General features: G+C 69.5%; 22 protein-coding genes. 1 reads left to right on the forward strand and 21 read right to left on the reverse strand.

Features of this window, described 5'->3' with window-relative positions:
* Positions 1-13: 13 nt before the first annotated feature.
* The 21 genes from dnaB to ACZ6C1_RS29835 all read right to left on the reverse strand — a co-directional run bounded on the left by dnaB (position 14) and on the right by ACZ6C1_RS29835 (position 11,193).
* The gene (gene dnaB / locus ACZ6C1_RS29735; protein WP_469245005.1) at positions 14-1,372 is read right to left on the reverse strand and encodes a replicative DNA helicase; all 1,359 of its coding nucleotides are present in this window, start codon (positions 1,370-1,372) and stop codon (positions 14-16) included.
* Positions 1,369-1,959, reverse strand: a complete 591-nt coding sequence (locus ACZ6C1_RS29740; RefSeq protein ID WP_469245006.1) for an ATP-binding protein — start codon at positions 1,957-1,959, stop codon at positions 1,369-1,371. The genes dnaB and ACZ6C1_RS29740 overlap by 4 nt, the downstream gene beginning before the upstream one ends.
* Entirely contained in the window at positions 1,959-2,867 is a 909-nt protein-coding gene (locus ACZ6C1_RS29745) for a hypothetical protein (protein ID WP_469245008.1), read from the reverse strand. The genes ACZ6C1_RS29740 and ACZ6C1_RS29745 overlap by 1 nt, the downstream gene beginning before the upstream one ends.
* Positions 2,868-2,905: 38 nt before the next feature.
* Complete coding sequence (locus ACZ6C1_RS29750) at positions 2,906-3,316, reverse strand: hypothetical protein (protein WP_469245010.1); 411 nt, start codon at positions 3,314-3,316, stop codon at positions 2,906-2,908.
* Entirely contained in the window at positions 3,313-3,696 is a 384-nt protein-coding gene (locus ACZ6C1_RS29755; protein ID WP_469245012.1) for a WhiB family transcriptional regulator, read from the reverse strand. Before ACZ6C1_RS29755 ends, ACZ6C1_RS29750 begins: the two co-directional genes overlap by 4 nt.
* A complete protein-coding gene (locus ACZ6C1_RS29760; protein WP_469245015.1) occupies positions 3,693-3,848 on the reverse strand; it encodes a hypothetical protein in 156 nt (51 codons plus the stop codon). The genes ACZ6C1_RS29755 and ACZ6C1_RS29760 overlap by 4 nt, the downstream gene beginning before the upstream one ends.
* Entirely contained in the window at positions 3,845-4,222 is a 378-nt protein-coding gene (locus ACZ6C1_RS29765; RefSeq protein ID WP_469245017.1) for a hypothetical protein, read from the reverse strand. Before ACZ6C1_RS29765 ends, ACZ6C1_RS29760 begins: the two co-directional genes overlap by 4 nt.
* Positions 4,223-4,294: 72 nt before the next feature.
* A complete protein-coding gene (locus tag ACZ6C1_RS29770) occupies positions 4,295-5,068 on the reverse strand; it encodes a recombinase RecT (protein WP_469245019.1) in 774 nt (257 codons plus the stop codon).
* A complete protein-coding gene (locus ACZ6C1_RS29775; protein WP_469245021.1) occupies positions 5,065-5,952 on the reverse strand; it encodes a YqaJ viral recombinase family nuclease in 888 nt (295 codons plus the stop codon). Before ACZ6C1_RS29775 ends, ACZ6C1_RS29770 begins: the two co-directional genes overlap by 4 nt.
* On the reverse strand, positions 5,952-6,362 hold the full coding sequence (locus ACZ6C1_RS29780) for a hypothetical protein (RefSeq protein ID WP_469245023.1): 411 nt from the start codon (positions 6,360-6,362) through the stop codon (positions 5,952-5,954). The genes ACZ6C1_RS29775 and ACZ6C1_RS29780 overlap by 1 nt, the downstream gene beginning before the upstream one ends.
* Before the next feature lie 75 nt (positions 6,363-6,437).
* Positions 6,438-7,445: a DNA polymerase III subunit beta family protein gene (locus ACZ6C1_RS29785; RefSeq protein WP_469245025.1), complete on the reverse strand. Its 1,008-nt coding sequence runs from the start codon at positions 7,443-7,445 to the stop codon at positions 6,438-6,440.
* A gap of 148 nt (positions 7,446-7,593) precedes the next feature.
* A complete protein-coding gene (locus ACZ6C1_RS29790; protein ID WP_469245027.1) occupies positions 7,594-8,103 on the reverse strand; it encodes a hypothetical protein in 510 nt (169 codons plus the stop codon).
* Entirely contained in the window at positions 8,100-8,249 is a 150-nt protein-coding gene (locus ACZ6C1_RS29795) for a hypothetical protein (RefSeq protein ID WP_469245028.1), read from the reverse strand. The genes ACZ6C1_RS29790 and ACZ6C1_RS29795 overlap by 4 nt, the downstream gene beginning before the upstream one ends.
* Before the next feature lie 91 nt (positions 8,250-8,340).
* On the reverse strand, positions 8,341-8,562 hold the full coding sequence (locus ACZ6C1_RS29800) for a hypothetical protein (protein ID WP_469245030.1): 222 nt from the start codon (positions 8,560-8,562) through the stop codon (positions 8,341-8,343).
* On the reverse strand, positions 8,559-8,861 hold the full coding sequence (locus tag ACZ6C1_RS29805) for a hypothetical protein (protein ID WP_469245032.1): 303 nt from the start codon (positions 8,859-8,861) through the stop codon (positions 8,559-8,561). The genes ACZ6C1_RS29800 and ACZ6C1_RS29805 overlap by 4 nt, the downstream gene beginning before the upstream one ends.
* Positions 8,858-9,472 carry a hypothetical protein gene (locus ACZ6C1_RS29810; RefSeq protein WP_469245034.1) on the reverse strand — a complete coding sequence of 205 codons (615 nt, stop codon included), beginning with the start codon at positions 9,470-9,472 and terminating at the stop codon, positions 8,858-8,860. Before ACZ6C1_RS29810 ends, ACZ6C1_RS29805 begins: the two co-directional genes overlap by 4 nt.
* Positions 9,469-9,663, reverse strand: coding sequence for a hypothetical protein (locus ACZ6C1_RS29815; RefSeq protein WP_469245036.1), 195 nt, complete (start codon positions 9,661-9,663; stop codon positions 9,469-9,471). Before ACZ6C1_RS29815 ends, ACZ6C1_RS29810 begins: the two co-directional genes overlap by 4 nt.
* The gene (locus tag ACZ6C1_RS29820) at positions 9,660-10,283 is read right to left on the reverse strand and encodes a hypothetical protein (protein WP_469245038.1); all 624 of its coding nucleotides are present in this window, start codon (positions 10,281-10,283) and stop codon (positions 9,660-9,662) included. Before ACZ6C1_RS29820 ends, ACZ6C1_RS29815 begins: the two co-directional genes overlap by 4 nt.
* Entirely contained in the window at positions 10,280-10,501 is a 222-nt protein-coding gene (locus tag ACZ6C1_RS29825; RefSeq protein ID WP_469245040.1) for a hypothetical protein, read from the reverse strand. Before ACZ6C1_RS29825 ends, ACZ6C1_RS29820 begins: the two co-directional genes overlap by 4 nt.
* 26 nt (positions 10,502-10,527) lie before the next feature.
* Positions 10,528-10,767 (reverse strand): hypothetical protein, encoded by a 240-nt coding sequence (locus tag ACZ6C1_RS29830; RefSeq protein ID WP_469245042.1) that lies wholly within the window; start codon positions 10,765-10,767, stop codon positions 10,528-10,530.
* Between the two features lie 99 nt (positions 10,768-10,866).
* Positions 10,867-11,193 carry a helix-turn-helix transcriptional regulator gene (locus ACZ6C1_RS29835; RefSeq protein WP_469245044.1) on the reverse strand — a complete coding sequence of 109 codons (327 nt, stop codon included), beginning with the start codon at positions 11,191-11,193 and terminating at the stop codon, positions 10,867-10,869.
* Between the two features lie 523 nt (positions 11,194-11,716).
* Here ACZ6C1_RS29835 and ACZ6C1_RS29840 point away from each other — a divergent pair.
* Positions 11,717-12,199 (forward strand): hypothetical protein, encoded by a 483-nt coding sequence (locus tag ACZ6C1_RS29840; protein ID WP_469245046.1) that lies wholly within the window; start codon positions 11,717-11,719, stop codon positions 12,197-12,199.
* Positions 12,200-12,239: the final 40 nt, after the last annotated feature.

The raw sequence follows: 12,239 nt of genomic DNA on the forward strand, positions 1-12,239 counted from the left end.
GGTGTCCCTCCGGTCAGGTCTGGGCCATGTCGACAAAGCGGGAGTAGTGGCCCTGGAAGGCGACGGTGATGGTCGCGGTCGGCCCGTTGCGGTGCTTGGCGACGATCAGGTCGGCCTCGCCGGCCCGCGGGGACTCCGACTCGTAGGCGTCTTCGCGGTGGAGGAGGATGACGATGTCGGCGTCCTGCTCGAGGGATCCGGACTCGCGGAGGTCGGCGACCATCGGCTTCTTGTCCTGCCGCTGCTCGGGCCCGCGGTTGAGCTGGGAGAGGGCGACGATCGGGACCTGCAGGTCCATGGCGAGGGTCTTGAGTCCGCGGCTGATCCGGGAGACTTCCTGCTGCCGGTTGTCGTTGCGGCCGGTGGTTTCGCCGCCCATGAGTTGCAGGTAGTCGATGACGACGAGGCCGAGGCCGTGGCGGCGCTGTACGCGCCGGCAGTGGGAGCGGATCTTGGCGAGGGTGACGCCGGTGTCGGCGACGATGTGCAGCGGGGAGGCCTGCATGTCCTTGCCCGCCTCGATCAGCTTCATGATCCTGGTGTCGTCGAGGGGGCCCTTGGTTTTCATCCAGTGCAGCGGGTAGCGGGCCTGGGCGGCCAGGAAGCGCTTCTCGAGCTCCTTGCGGCCCATCTCCAGGGAGAAGAACACCGTCGGGACGTCGTTACGGATGGCCGCATTGCGGGCGAAGTCGCCGGCCAGGACGGACTTGCCCATCGCGGGGCGGGCGGCGACGAGGACGAACTGGCCGGGCTGCAGGCCGCCGGTTAGTGCGTCCAGGTCGGTGAAGCCGGTGAGCAGCCCTTCCTTGGGGCCGTTCTCCCGGATGTCGACGACCTCGGCGACCGTGTCCATGATGTCGAGGCCGATCGAGAGGTCGTCGGAGCCGATGTCGTCGAGGCCGGTGAGTCCTTCGAGGGTGTCGTAGGCGTCCTGGACGATTTCTTCGGTGCTGCGTTCCCCGCTGCGGACCCCCTGGACCATGCCCTGGGCGGCGCTGAGGACCTTCCGCAGCGCGGCCTTCTCGCGGACGATCAGGGCGTGGTACTCGGCGTTGGCGACGGTGGGGACGGCGTGTACGAGCTGGAACGGGTAGGGCCGGCCGCCGCAGCGGACGAGTTCGCCGTCCTTCTCGAGCCGGTTGATGAGGGCGATCGGGTCGTGTGCCACGCCGGTGGTGTGGAGGTCGACGAGTACCCGGTAGATCGTTTCGTGGGCGGGGCGGTAGAAGTCTTCGGGCTGGAGGATTTCGACGATCTCTTCGCCTGCCCGGTCGGACAGGATCATGGCGCCGAGGACGGACTGCTCGGCCCCGAGGTCGAACGGGGGCTCTGCCTGGTCGTCTGTGGGCGGCTCGTCGTGGTCGGTGATCATGCGGCGTGGGCCTTCCTGTAGTCGGTGCCGGTGAAGGTGGCGAACTGGGAGCCGCCGTCGGCGAAGCGGGACATGGTGCGCGGGCCGAGCGGCTCGAGGGTCGGCAGGTTGGTGGAGATGAGGGTGGGGAGCTGGTTTTGCCAGCGGGCGTCGATGAGCTGGGCGATGGCGTCGACGGTCCAGGGGTAGAGCTGAGTGGCGCCCAGGTCGTCGAGGGCCAGGAGGGGCGCCTCGGCCCAGGTCCGCAGCCGCTCGCGGTCGACGGGACGGTCGGCGGCGGCCTTGAACTCGAAGTCGCTGACGAGGTAGTAGCGGCCGTACCAGCCGCGGCGGATCAGGAGCTCGCCGATCTTCCACAGGTGCCAGGTCTTGCCGGTGCCGGGCTCGCCCAGCAGCAGCAGGGAGGCGTGGGAGCCGTCGAGGTAGCCGTCGATCCAGTCGGTGATCTCGGGCCGGATGGCCCCTTCGGCACCGAAGGCCTTGGGCCGGCGGGCGAGGTAGCGGTCAAGGGTCTGGCTGCGGATCTCGGCGCGGGCGGCGGCCTGTTCGGCGTCGTGGCGGGCTCGCCGCTCGTCGGGGTTCGTCATCAGAAGGGCTTCGCTTTCTTGTAGTCCTCTGCGGTGGGCGCGGGCGCGGCAGCTCCAGTGGCGGGGTGGGGGCGGTTCGGGCCGGTCCACTGGCTCCCGACGGCGCGGAGCACGGGCCTGCCGTTCGGGTCGGGCGCGTGCTTGTCCTCGTAGCGGCGGTCGCGGATCCAGTTGGCGGAGTGCTTGAGGTACTGGAAGGGCTCGCCGGCCATCTCGCGGGCGTAAGCGACAGCGGCAGTAGTGATCTGCTGGGGGTCTGCGCCGCCGAGTACGGCGGTGGTCCACTCCTCGAGCGTCCTGTCGTAGTCCTTGCTCTTCGGGTAGAGCGACCAGAAGTTGCCGAACTCCTTCTTCTCGTCGGCGGTGATCTGACGGGTCGGCGAGGAAGGGGTAGCTACTGCTCCCCCTTGCGCGGAAGAGGCTTCTTCTTCTTGAGGGGAGTGAGGGGGTGAGGAGTAGGGGGTAGCCGTGGCTCCTTCAGAGTGAGCCGTGGCTCCTTCTGAATGAGCCGTGGCTACCCCTTGGAGGGGTGCAGGGGTAGCCGTGGCTCCCCCATGGGGTAGCGGTGGCTCCCCCTTAGAGGTAGCGGTGGCTACCCCTTGGACCTCGAAGGGAGGGACCTTGAACGTGGTGCGGATGCCGGGTACGGCGTAGAGGACTCGACCGTCCCTGCCCTTCCCGATCGGGACGCGGAACTCCCAGCCGGCCGCCGCGAGCCGCTTGAGTGCGTTGCGGACGACGACGGGGTCCTTCGCTCCGGTCCACCGGGCAAGGTCTTCCATCTTCGCGATGCTTTCGCGGGTGTCGTCGTTGGCGTCGTCGGCGATCTCCAAGGCGACCGCACGCTGGAGACCGGTGATGTCCGGTCCCAGTGCTTCGCGGAGATCGCGACGGAGCTGGTAGCCCATGGAGGTCTCTTCTCTCGGGAGGGTGTCGCGTGTGCGGGCTAGGCGGCGGTGCCGAAGATCGCCGTGTACTGCTGGCGCATGCGCTGGTCTTCGACGTGCCGGGGGTGGATGCAGCCGGGCAGGTCGCAGCCGGCGCGGACCTGGCCGACGGGCTCTCGCCGGTAGCGGATGCGGAACGCGATCCGGGCGACGGACTCCCGTGCTCCTTCGTGGCCGGTGCGGAGCGTGCTGCTCGCGTGCGGCCACAGCAGGTGCCCGTCGCTGGTCGGTACGGCGCGCCGCCAGAACGTCCCCTCGGGGCTGGACGGGGGACGGCCGGGCTTCCGCTTCGGCAGGCCGAGTTCGGCGCGCAGGTCCCGCACTCGGCGGCGGTGTACATGCAGTTGGAGAGCTATGGAACGGTCGGACAGTCCGGCCTGCAGCAGCTCGACCATGGCGGCGCGGCTCATGCGGCCAGCCCTTGTTCGCCTCGGCCGTGCCGGTTCTTGATCCGGAACACGGTGCGTTCGCTGACGCCGACGAACTCGGCGATCTCCCTGGGAGCCATGCCGCGGTCGTCGAGGCGGAGTACTTTCTCGGCGAGGGTGCGGCGAGCGGTACCGGCCCCGGCCGCCTTCGCCCGCTGCCGCGGGGTGGTGCAAGCCCAGGCGCCGTGCCGCTGGTTATGGCAGGAGCCGCGTTCGGCGCGCTGGATGAACTCGGCGCACTGGGCCTGCACGGGGCAGGCGCGGCAGATCCGGTTGGCGGGGCCGTAGTGGCCCTTCTCTTCGAACCAGAGGTCGGGGTTCTGTCCCCGGCACTTGGCCTGGTCCATCCATTCGAGGCTCACTGTTCGTTCTCCTTCCTGGCGTTGGGGATGCGAGGTTGTGCGGGGAGGTGCTGGCGCCAGTCCGCGCGAGGTTTGCGCTGCCGCCAGAGGGTGCGGGCGGCCATGGCGGCGCCGGGGGCGAGGGCGGCGACGGGGATCCACCAGAGGCTCACGCCGCCGCCTTCCGCTGCTGGAGGCGGGCGTTGCGGCGCTGCCGGGCTATGGCGACGCCGCGGTCGGTGAGCCGCCAGACGGCGAGCCGGTGGCCGTGGGTGGCCGGGGAGGTGGAGGGCACCATCTGTCCGGTGTGCTCGATGACTCCGCCCTGCCGGAGGGCGTTGATCGCGGCGCCGAGGTAGCCGTGGCCCAGCTCGGGCAGAACCTCGCGGAGGTGGTTGGCGGAGAACTCGGGGCGGATCACGCCGTAGTGGAGGACGGCCTGCTCGACGAGGAACTGGGACCACTCGGACTGGCGGACGATGTCGTTGAGGAGGAGGTTCTTGCCGTCGGACGCGAGACGCTCGGCGACGGTGAGGCGGCGGGTCATGACGGGCTCCGATCAGGTGTGCTTCTCTGGGGGTGGCCGCCCGCGATTCCCGCGCGGGCGGCCCGGGTGCTGCTAGTCGACGAGCTCGCCCTCGATGGGGCCCTCGTCGTAGTCGCCGGGCGGCTGCGGCTCTTGGAACACGGCGGGCGGCACGCTGCCCTCGGCGGCGACTTCCTTCACGGCGCGCAGCTGCTCCTTGCGCCACTCGGTGGAGGACGGCACCCACGGCTCGAGCCGCTTGGCGACGGTCTTGAGGACCATCTGGTCCTCCCACTTCACCCACGGCGAGGACGGGTTACTGCTGCCCTTGGACTCCTTGCGGACCTTGTCGATGTAGGCCCGGTTGATGACGACGACCTTCGAGGTGGAGCCGTCCTGGAAGACCCCGTAGGCGTAGGCGCCGATGATCGGGCCGCGGTCGCCGAAGTAGTCCGGCTTGTGCAGGGGCCGGTCCATGTCGGGGCTGTATTCGAAGTGGTCGTTAGCGTGGACGACTTCGGCTTTGACGGCCTTGACTGCGCCAGCGCGGTAGATACGTTCGACGACTCCGCGGTAGCCCTCGATGCCCTGGACTTCATTGCCGAAGGGGACGAGGTAGAACGCCTCGGTGCCGGGTTCGTGGCCGAGGCGGGCGCACTCCTGGAGGGCAGTCATGAGGGAGCCGGGGTTGCGGCTCGCGGTCTGGAGGAGCTGCTGGTTGGAGCGCAGCGCCCCGTAGGCGAGGCGCATCCACGTCTCGCCTTTGACGTGGGAGGGGAGGACAAGGGTGAGGTCGTCCTTGTGCTGGCGGACGATGGCTTCGGGCCCGTTGTCGCGGCGTTCGAGGGCGTTGCCGATCTGGCTCACGTGGTGCTCCTGTAGGGCTGGAGGGCGAGGGTCGTGCCGTCGGGGTTGACGGTTCGGTAGGCGATGCGGCGGCCTTCGCAGACGGCGCGGTAGCCGTCGCCGATCCAGTCGAGGACTTCGCCGCGGACCTTGGTGAGTTCGGTCGAGGCCTGCTGGTGGGCGGCGTAGGCGTCGTCCCAGCGGCAGACGAGGTCGAACGGGATTTCGACGTCGCGGTCTTCGCGGCCGTCGGGCTGGACGCGGATGGTCTGGTAGGTGGCGTCGGCGCCGTCGATGTCGGGCCGGTTGCCCTGGCGGACGTCGTCGAGAAACCGCTCGGCCGCGTCACGGAGGATCTTCGCGTCGTCCTCGTCGTACTCGATGACGTACTCGCGGTAGTCGTAAGGCAGGATCAGCACCGCGAGACGGGCCGGCCGGTGGAGCCCCAGCGTGTCCTGCTGCCAGAGCACCTGGCAGCGGTAGTGGACGGGGACTTCGTCGCTGCCGTCGGGGCCCCACCCTTCGGGGGACGTGGTCGTCTTGATCTCGACGATGGTGTCGCCGTGGAGCCGGTCGGGGGTGGCGCGCTGCCAGTCCCGGTCCCGGTGCTTCCAGGTGCCGGTGGTCAGCAGCGGGTGTTCGGGGTGGCGCTCAGTGAACTCTTCGGCGACGTCGTCCTCGAAGCGGCTGCCCCACTTCATCTGCGGCGTCGGTTCGAACGGGGCGGTCGGCAGGCCGGCCTTCTTGTGCCAGAGGCTGAAGCGGGACTGCCACGGGGACAGGCTGACGACGGCGGCGATCTCGGTGGCGGTGATGCACAGCCCGGCGCGGGCCTGCTCCCACTCGGGGGTGCCCGGCGTGTAGGTACCGAGGAGGACGCCGGTCGGGGTCTCGATGTCGGTCATCACCACGGCACATCCGTCGTGGTGTCGACGGGGACGCGCCACTCGGTGCCACCAGCGGTCTGGTGCCATTCGTGACGGCTGGGCGGGACGACGCAGCGGCGGAGGGTGTCGGTCTCCGGGGTGTACAGGGCCTCCGGGCACTGGGGGGTCGGCGGCTGTTCGATGGTCTGCTTGCCGCGGGCGATGGCCTGGAGGTTGGTGACGCCGTTCGGGTCGTACTGGATGGCGGCGACGGCGGCGCCGTACTCGGGGAACGCTTCGGCGAGGTGGTGGAAGTTCTGCTCGTCGGCAGCGGCGAAGGCGGACAGCAGGTGGGTGGTGAAGCTGCCGGCCTGGTAGCCGCCGCAGCCGAAGTGGAACAGGACGTGGTTCGCCGTCTCGGCGCTGATGGTGGGGCTGCTGGTGTCCATGTGCCCTCCTTGAGGGTGTGGAAGGTGGGGCCCCGCGCGGTGCGGCTGGTTGGCGGGGCCTGGGTGGGGTGGTCGTCAGGCGGCGGGCTTGGGCTCGGCGCTGCTCTTCTCGGCGAGGGCCTTGAGGTGGGCCTCGTAGTCGTCCTGCCAGGCCTTCGGGTCGTGGCCAGCGGCTTCCGCCTCGTCCCACGCCCACTCGCCGATCTCGCCGGACTCCAGCTGCTCGTTGAGGTCACGGACCGTGGTCTCGGCCAGGTCGGGGTCGGCCTTCTTCAACGCTTCCAGGAGGCGGTAGGAGGACCAGGCGTAGATGCCGGAGTGAACCCAAGCGTTGAAGGCGCCGCGGCCCTTCTCGGAGTCCATGTCGGCACCGAACATCTCGGCCGTGGACCGCAGGGTCTGCCTGAGCATGGCCTCTGCCATCTCAGCGACAGCGCCCGGCGCCGGCGGCACGATGATCTCGGCGGGCTTGCCACCCTTGCTGAGGGTGCTGGACCAGTCGCTGAGCACCGCGGCCCGGTCCCTCGCGTCACCGCTATAGCGGGCGGGCATCTGCATGCCGATGAAGTCCTCACCGACGAGGAGGAGCGGCTTCTCGGGTGCGGTCTGCCACGTGCGGAGGTGGGTGTCGGCGTGCTTCCAGCGGGCGAGCATCTTGGTGTCGAAGCTGACCAGGTCGCCGGACGCAGCCGCGTCTGTGAGTGCGTCACGGAACAGGCTCTGCCACTTGGGGAACGTGTGGTCCTTGGCGGGGACGACGAGGGTGCCGCGGTCGTCGGTGATGGCCAGTCCGTCGGCTGTGGCTTCGAGGTTGAGGATGGTGTCGCCCTCGTGGGTCGCCAGCCATCCGGTGAACCAGCCGAGGTTGTCCTCGCTGATGGTGGTGGTCCAGCTGTCGGTCTCCTCGCGGACCTTGGTGCGGGCGACGGCGAAGGTGTAGCGGTCGGTGGCGAGGGCGTGGATGTGGATGCCGTCGCACTCGAAACGGATGCCGTTGATCGGGGGCAGGGTGTCGTCGCTGCTGACGTGCGGGCGGGTCTGCTTGATGAGCCGCTGCAGCTTGTGCGCGTTGATCGTGGTCATGCGGGTCTCCTGGGATGCTGTTGGTGCGCCCCGCCGAATTCGCCTCGGCGGGGCGTCCTGCTGGGTGGTTAGCCCCGCCGGCTGGGCCCGGTGTCATGCGTCAGCCGGCGGGCGGTTCAGGTGGCGAAGGTGACGGTGCTGTTGACCGTCACCAGTCCCCTTCCGGCAGGTCGTAAGGCGGGTTGGGGACGTAGTCCGGGTCGTATTCGTCGACCTCGTCGTCCTGCTCCTCGACCTCTCGCGCAGCGCCCCACGAGGTCTGGCCGGTGGCGCGGGCGGGTACGACGGGCCCGGCGATAGGTGACTGCCACAGGGGCACCGGGACGGTCGGCTGGTCGTCGGCCGCCACGTCCCGGTGCCCGGCCGGGGCGGAGACCGCGGTGGCGTTGGCCTTGAAGGCCCGCAGCTCCAGCAGCTCGGCCCGCATCGCCTCCGCCTCGGCGAGGGCGCAGTCGGCGGCGGTCTCCGCCTCGATGGCCCGGGTCCGCAGATGGTCGGCCTGGTCGAGTGCTTCGCGCCGTTCCTGCTGGAGGAGCGCGAAGGCGTCGTCGGCGGCCATGCGCCAGGTGAGGTGGCGCCGGTTCTCCTCGCGGAGCCGCTGGATCTCGTCGGCGGCCCGGTGCTGGCCGCGTCCCCGCCACGGGGTGGTGAGGCTCATGACGCCGCCTGCTGGCTGTAGAAGGCGGCCATGTCGCGGAGGAGTTGGAGGGTGTGCTCCGCCTCGGCGAGTTCGGCGGTGAGGCGGCTGACGGTGGCCTCCTGCTCGGCCAGCAGCTGCTCGATCGGCGTGGGGTCAGCGGTCATGCGGGTTTCCCCCAGTTCCAGAGGTGGCGCCCCAGTCGGAGGAGCGCGATGGAGAGGGCGGCGGTGGCTACGGTCAGCAGCTCTTCGCGGGTCATGAGGTGGTCCGGCGGGCGATGGCTGCCGCGTACCAGGCGTCGAGGTCCGTCTCGACGTAGCCGGCGGCCAGTGAGGCGGCGTAGTCCGCGGCCGTCTTCTCATCGGCCGGCTCCCGGTCCACCAGGCCCAGGGCCCGCAGGAGCGGGCCCCCGATCTGCGGCGGCACCACGGGGTGCGCGGTCAACAGCTCCGACACGACGACCTCTGTGCGGGTCATGAGACGGCCGCCTCATCGGACATGCGGCGGAGGGCTCGGACGCAGAGCCGGATCGCGAGAAGGAACCCGGGCCCAGCGCCGGAGGATTCCGGCGTCATTTCCAGCGCCAGCCTGTCGGCGGCCTCGGCCAGGACCTCGGCTCGTGGCGCCCATCCAGCAGCACGCAGGCTCTCCACGTACCGCTGGCGGCAGGTCTCGCAGTCACGGCAAGCGCGGTCGCCGGGCTCGTCGCCGCAGTTGCCGCACATTGCGCCGGCGGAGCTGAGGGCCTGGATGGCTGTCTCGTCGCGCTCGCTCATGCCGCCACCGCCTTACGGGCGGCGTCCCACAGGTCGATGCCGCGACGGATCGCGTGGCAGCAGTGCAGGAAGCCCGGCGTGTAGTCGCTGAAGTCACACTCAGGCAGGTCGCCGAAATCCCAGCCCTCGTACCGGAAGCCCGACAGAGCCGCGCGGGCGCCCGCTTCGTGGCTGATGTCGCCCAGTTCGAAGATCGCGCGGGTGACCTCAGCGCCGATGCCGCGCGGGGCCTCGCCGTCGCGGATGGAGTGGACGACGTACCGCTTGACCTGCTGCTCGAAGCGGTCCGGGTTGAAGCCCTCGACCTCGTCACGACCGGCACGGACCTTCTCGCCCCAGTAGCCGGGGTTGATCTCGCCAGGGAAGGCGGTGCGACGGAACAGGTCGAACATGTCCTCCGTCGCGTCGATGTCGAAGTGGAACGTCCACCCCGTCTTGACGACCAGGTTGTACGGCCAGGTGATCAGCTCGAACGGGTAGCGGCCAGACGGAGAGTCCGCCGTGCCCTCGAACCTCAGATGCCGGTACAGCCCGTCGTCGTGGAGGACGGTCATCTGGTGGCCGGCGGTGTCCCGCTCGAAGCGGGCCTTGATCTCGGGGTAGTCGGTCACGGCGTGGCCTCCGTGCGGGGCGGGCAGGCGGGGCAGCAGCTGCCGGGGACGGTGAACTGACTGTCGGCGTCGAGGTCGTAGAACTGGTGGCGCTGTTCGGCGAGCTCGGCGGCCTTGAGAGCGGCGGCCTTCAGGTCGGCGGCCAGCTGCGCCAGCGGCACGTCCACGCGGGCCAGGTCGGCGGCGGTCATCGGGCACCGCCCTTCTGAGCCTCGGCCTCGATGGCAGGGAGGACGGAGGTGCGGAACCAGGCCGAAGCCTCGAAGCCTCCGGACGCCAGCTCGACGAGCTGGCCGTAGCCGGTGTGGATCTCGCCGGTGAACTCGTTCTCCCACTCCCAGCGGACGCCGCGCTCGTCGAGCCACTGGCCGAGCTTGGCGATGTACTCGGCGTGCAGGTCGCCGCAGCCGTATCCGCGGTCGTCCCGATAGCCGTAGGCGGTGTCGAAGGAGACGGTCAGCCAGCAGGCGCGGCAGTGGTACTTGCCGTCGCACGGCCCCCACTCGGCTACGTAGCCGCCGTTCTCAGGGAGGTTGCAGTCCTCGTCGTGCTCGGCGGCCTGCTCCGCCGTCCGCAGCGCAGCGTCCGGCCGATAGTGGATCATCAGCCAGGCGGGCAGCCCCTGGCCAGGGTTGTTGCTGATGGTCCAGGCGTTGTCGGGACGGACCGCCCACTCGCCGTCGGCGTAGCTGCTGTCCTGCTCGTCGGTGTACGCATGCTGGTCGCTGGCCCCGAGAAGGTCGCGGCAGAACGCGAAGACCTCGCACTGGTCAATCTGGTCGAGCACGAAGATGCGGGTGTCGAGGGTCATCGGGCCACCGCCTTCGGGGTCACGAGCAGGCCCGGGTTGTAGGCGGCGAGCGTCTTGTTCGCGCGGTGCAGGTCGGCGAGGGCGTATTCGCGGGCCTTGCGGGTGTACGGGGTGCGGCAGCGGGACGCGGTGATCGCCGCCTCGACCGCGTCGTCCTCAGCGGCCATGACCTCGGGCGGCATGGCCAGCCCGGCCAGCGCGGCGATGTGATCCGGCATCGGGACAGCGGGAAGGTTGGTGGCGATCACTTGGCACCGCCCAGCAGCGCGACGGTGAACGTGCCGACCAGGCCCTCGCCGCAGTGAACGGCACCGAAGCCCTCTGCGGTCACGACGACGGCGAGGTCACCGACACGCACACGCTGGAGGTAGCGCTCGATACTGCTGGCCAGGTCGCAGGCGGGCACCGTGAGGGGCGCCAGCTTGATCGACGGATCGAAGGTCACGATGACCGGCTCGGGCGCGGTCTGGGATGATGTGGTCACGGGTTTCTCGCTCTCTCTTGCAGGTGGATTGCAGGTGAGGGGTGGAGCTCGATGGGCCGTCGTCGCGGTGTAGGAGCCCGGCGGCGGCCCGCATAGCCGCTAAGCGGCGAGGGCCGGCGTGGCCTTGCGGGTCAGACGGGTTCGGCGGGGCTCGGCCGGCCGGGCGTCCGTCGACGGCACGTGTGCGGCCTGCCCTTGCTGGGCGATCCAGGCGTCGATCGCGGTGATCCGAGCGGCGACTCGCTTGCCGAGCAGGAACGCTTCGGGGCCTTTGGCGTGCATGCGCCACTTCCGGTAGGTGCTGGGCGTAACGCCGACGCGGGATGCGATTCCGAGGATCACTTCGCCGGTGTTCTTGTCGACGTAGTCCTCGATCCAGACAATCCCGGGCGGCGGCTTCTGCTGGGCGAGCTTGCGGTTGCTCATTGGATCTCCTATCTGGGGGGCGGCTGGTCCGGGGGGTTGCCGCGCCTCCGAGTCGTTTCGTTCGGATTCAGAGACGCGGGTGGCGCGAAGAGGACCCGGACCCCTACGCCGACGGCCTCCGCTATGGCGCAGGCGGTGTCGGAGTCGCAGTCCTTGCGCTCTCCGGTGAGCAGGTGGCCGATCAGGGCGTGATGCGAAAGCCCCACAGCCTTTGCGAGTTCTCGGATGCTGTACGAGCGTCCGCGTTCCGGGTGATCCATTGCGTGTCTGAGGATCTTCGGATCACGGAGGGCATATCGGTCGCTCATGACTCTCCATCGGAACAGTTCGGCTCGCGATGAGAACAGTAGAGCACAGACGGATCCGACTCGTCTACAGATTGGAACGGCCGGATGTGAAGTTTCGGCAAAGCGACCGCTCGGATAGCATCGATCCGTAGACGATTCGTCTTCACCGGCGGATGGTTGTACGGCCCGACCTGCGATTTGTAGAGTCGGGGCGGACTAGACGAGAGACAGTCGGCGTGAACGAGACCAGAGGAGAAAGCGGCATGGAGGCCCCCGCCCCCGACCTCAACCGCGACAACACCTCACCGGAACCCCTCCCTGACAACCTCGTCAGGGACATGGACCGCGACGAACTCAGCCAGCTCGTGCGCCAGGTCAACGCGGAGGGCGTCTCCTTCGGCAGGATGGAGCAGCGCGCCAGCGCCGCCGGCTACCCCGTCTCCAAGCCGTACTTCCAGAAGATGGCGACGAATGCCGTGGCTACCGCGCCGGACCCTGACCAGCTGGCCGGCCTGGCGGCGGGCCTCGGCTTCCCGGAGAAGGTGGTGAAGCGCGCTGCGGCCGTTCAGTACCTCAAGTACGAGGCCACCGAGCTGTCCGGCTACGACGATGACGTGCGCATCATCGTGGCTCACCTCGCCGGGATGGGGCCGCGCGACCGGCGACGCTGGCGGGCGATGATCGAGGCTGACGAACGCACACGACACGACACCGAATAGCCCTGCGCATCACGGCCACACGAGGCGATCCTTGAGCGCT

The sequence above is a fragment of the Streptomyces sp. NPDC041796 genome (genome assembly GCF_055590785.1).

Excerpts from the sequence above, each read along its gene's own strand:
- dnaB (WP_469245005.1), bottom strand. The coding sequence starts at position 1,372 with ATGATCACCGACCACGACGAGCCGCCCACAGACGACCAGGCAGAGCCC.
- ACZ6C1_RS29740 (WP_469245006.1), bottom strand. The coding sequence starts at position 1,959 with ATGACGAACCCCGACGAGCGGCGAGCCCGCCACGACGCCGAACAGGCC.
- ACZ6C1_RS29745 (WP_469245008.1), bottom strand. The coding sequence starts at position 2,867 with ATGGGCTACCAGCTCCGTCGCGATCTCCGCGAAGCACTGGGACCGGAC.
- ACZ6C1_RS29750 (WP_469245010.1), bottom strand. The coding sequence starts at position 3,316 with ATGAGCCGCGCCGCCATGGTCGAGCTGCTGCAGGCCGGACTGTCCGAC.
- ACZ6C1_RS29765 (WP_469245017.1), bottom strand. The coding sequence starts at position 4,222 with ATGACCCGCCGCCTCACCGTCGCCGAGCGTCTCGCGTCCGACGGCAAG.
- ACZ6C1_RS29775 (WP_469245021.1), bottom strand. The coding sequence starts at position 5,952 with ATGACCGACATCGAGACCCCGACCGGCGTCCTCCTCGGTACCTACACG.
- ACZ6C1_RS29780 (WP_469245023.1), bottom strand. The coding sequence starts at position 6,362 with ATGGACACCAGCAGCCCCACCATCAGCGCCGAGACGGCGAACCACGTC.
- ACZ6C1_RS29785 (WP_469245025.1), bottom strand. The coding sequence starts at position 7,445 with ATGACCACGATCAACGCGCACAAGCTGCAGCGGCTCATCAAGCAGACC.
- ACZ6C1_RS29790 (WP_469245027.1), bottom strand. The coding sequence starts at position 8,103 with ATGAGCCTCACCACCCCGTGGCGGGGACGCGGCCAGCACCGGGCCGCC.
- ACZ6C1_RS29795 (WP_469245028.1), bottom strand. The coding sequence starts at position 8,249 with ATGACCGCTGACCCCACGCCGATCGAGCAGCTGCTGGCCGAGCAGGAG.
- ACZ6C1_RS29800 (WP_469245030.1), bottom strand. The coding sequence starts at position 8,562 with ATGACCCGCACAGAGGTCGTCGTGTCGGAGCTGTTGACCGCGCACCCC.
- ACZ6C1_RS29805 (WP_469245032.1), bottom strand. The coding sequence starts at position 8,861 with ATGAGCGAGCGCGACGAGACAGCCATCCAGGCCCTCAGCTCCGCCGGC.
- ACZ6C1_RS29815 (WP_469245036.1), bottom strand. The coding sequence starts at position 9,663 with ATGACCGCCGCCGACCTGGCCCGCGTGGACGTGCCGCTGGCGCAGCTG.
- ACZ6C1_RS29820 (WP_469245038.1), bottom strand. The coding sequence starts at position 10,283 with ATGACCCTCGACACCCGCATCTTCGTGCTCGACCAGATTGACCAGTGC.
- ACZ6C1_RS29825 (WP_469245040.1), bottom strand. The coding sequence starts at position 10,501 with ATGCCGGATCACATCGCCGCGCTGGCCGGGCTGGCCATGCCGCCCGAG.
- ACZ6C1_RS29835 (WP_469245044.1), bottom strand. The coding sequence starts at position 11,193 with ATGAGCAACCGCAAGCTCGCCCAGCAGAAGCCGCCGCCCGGGATTGTC.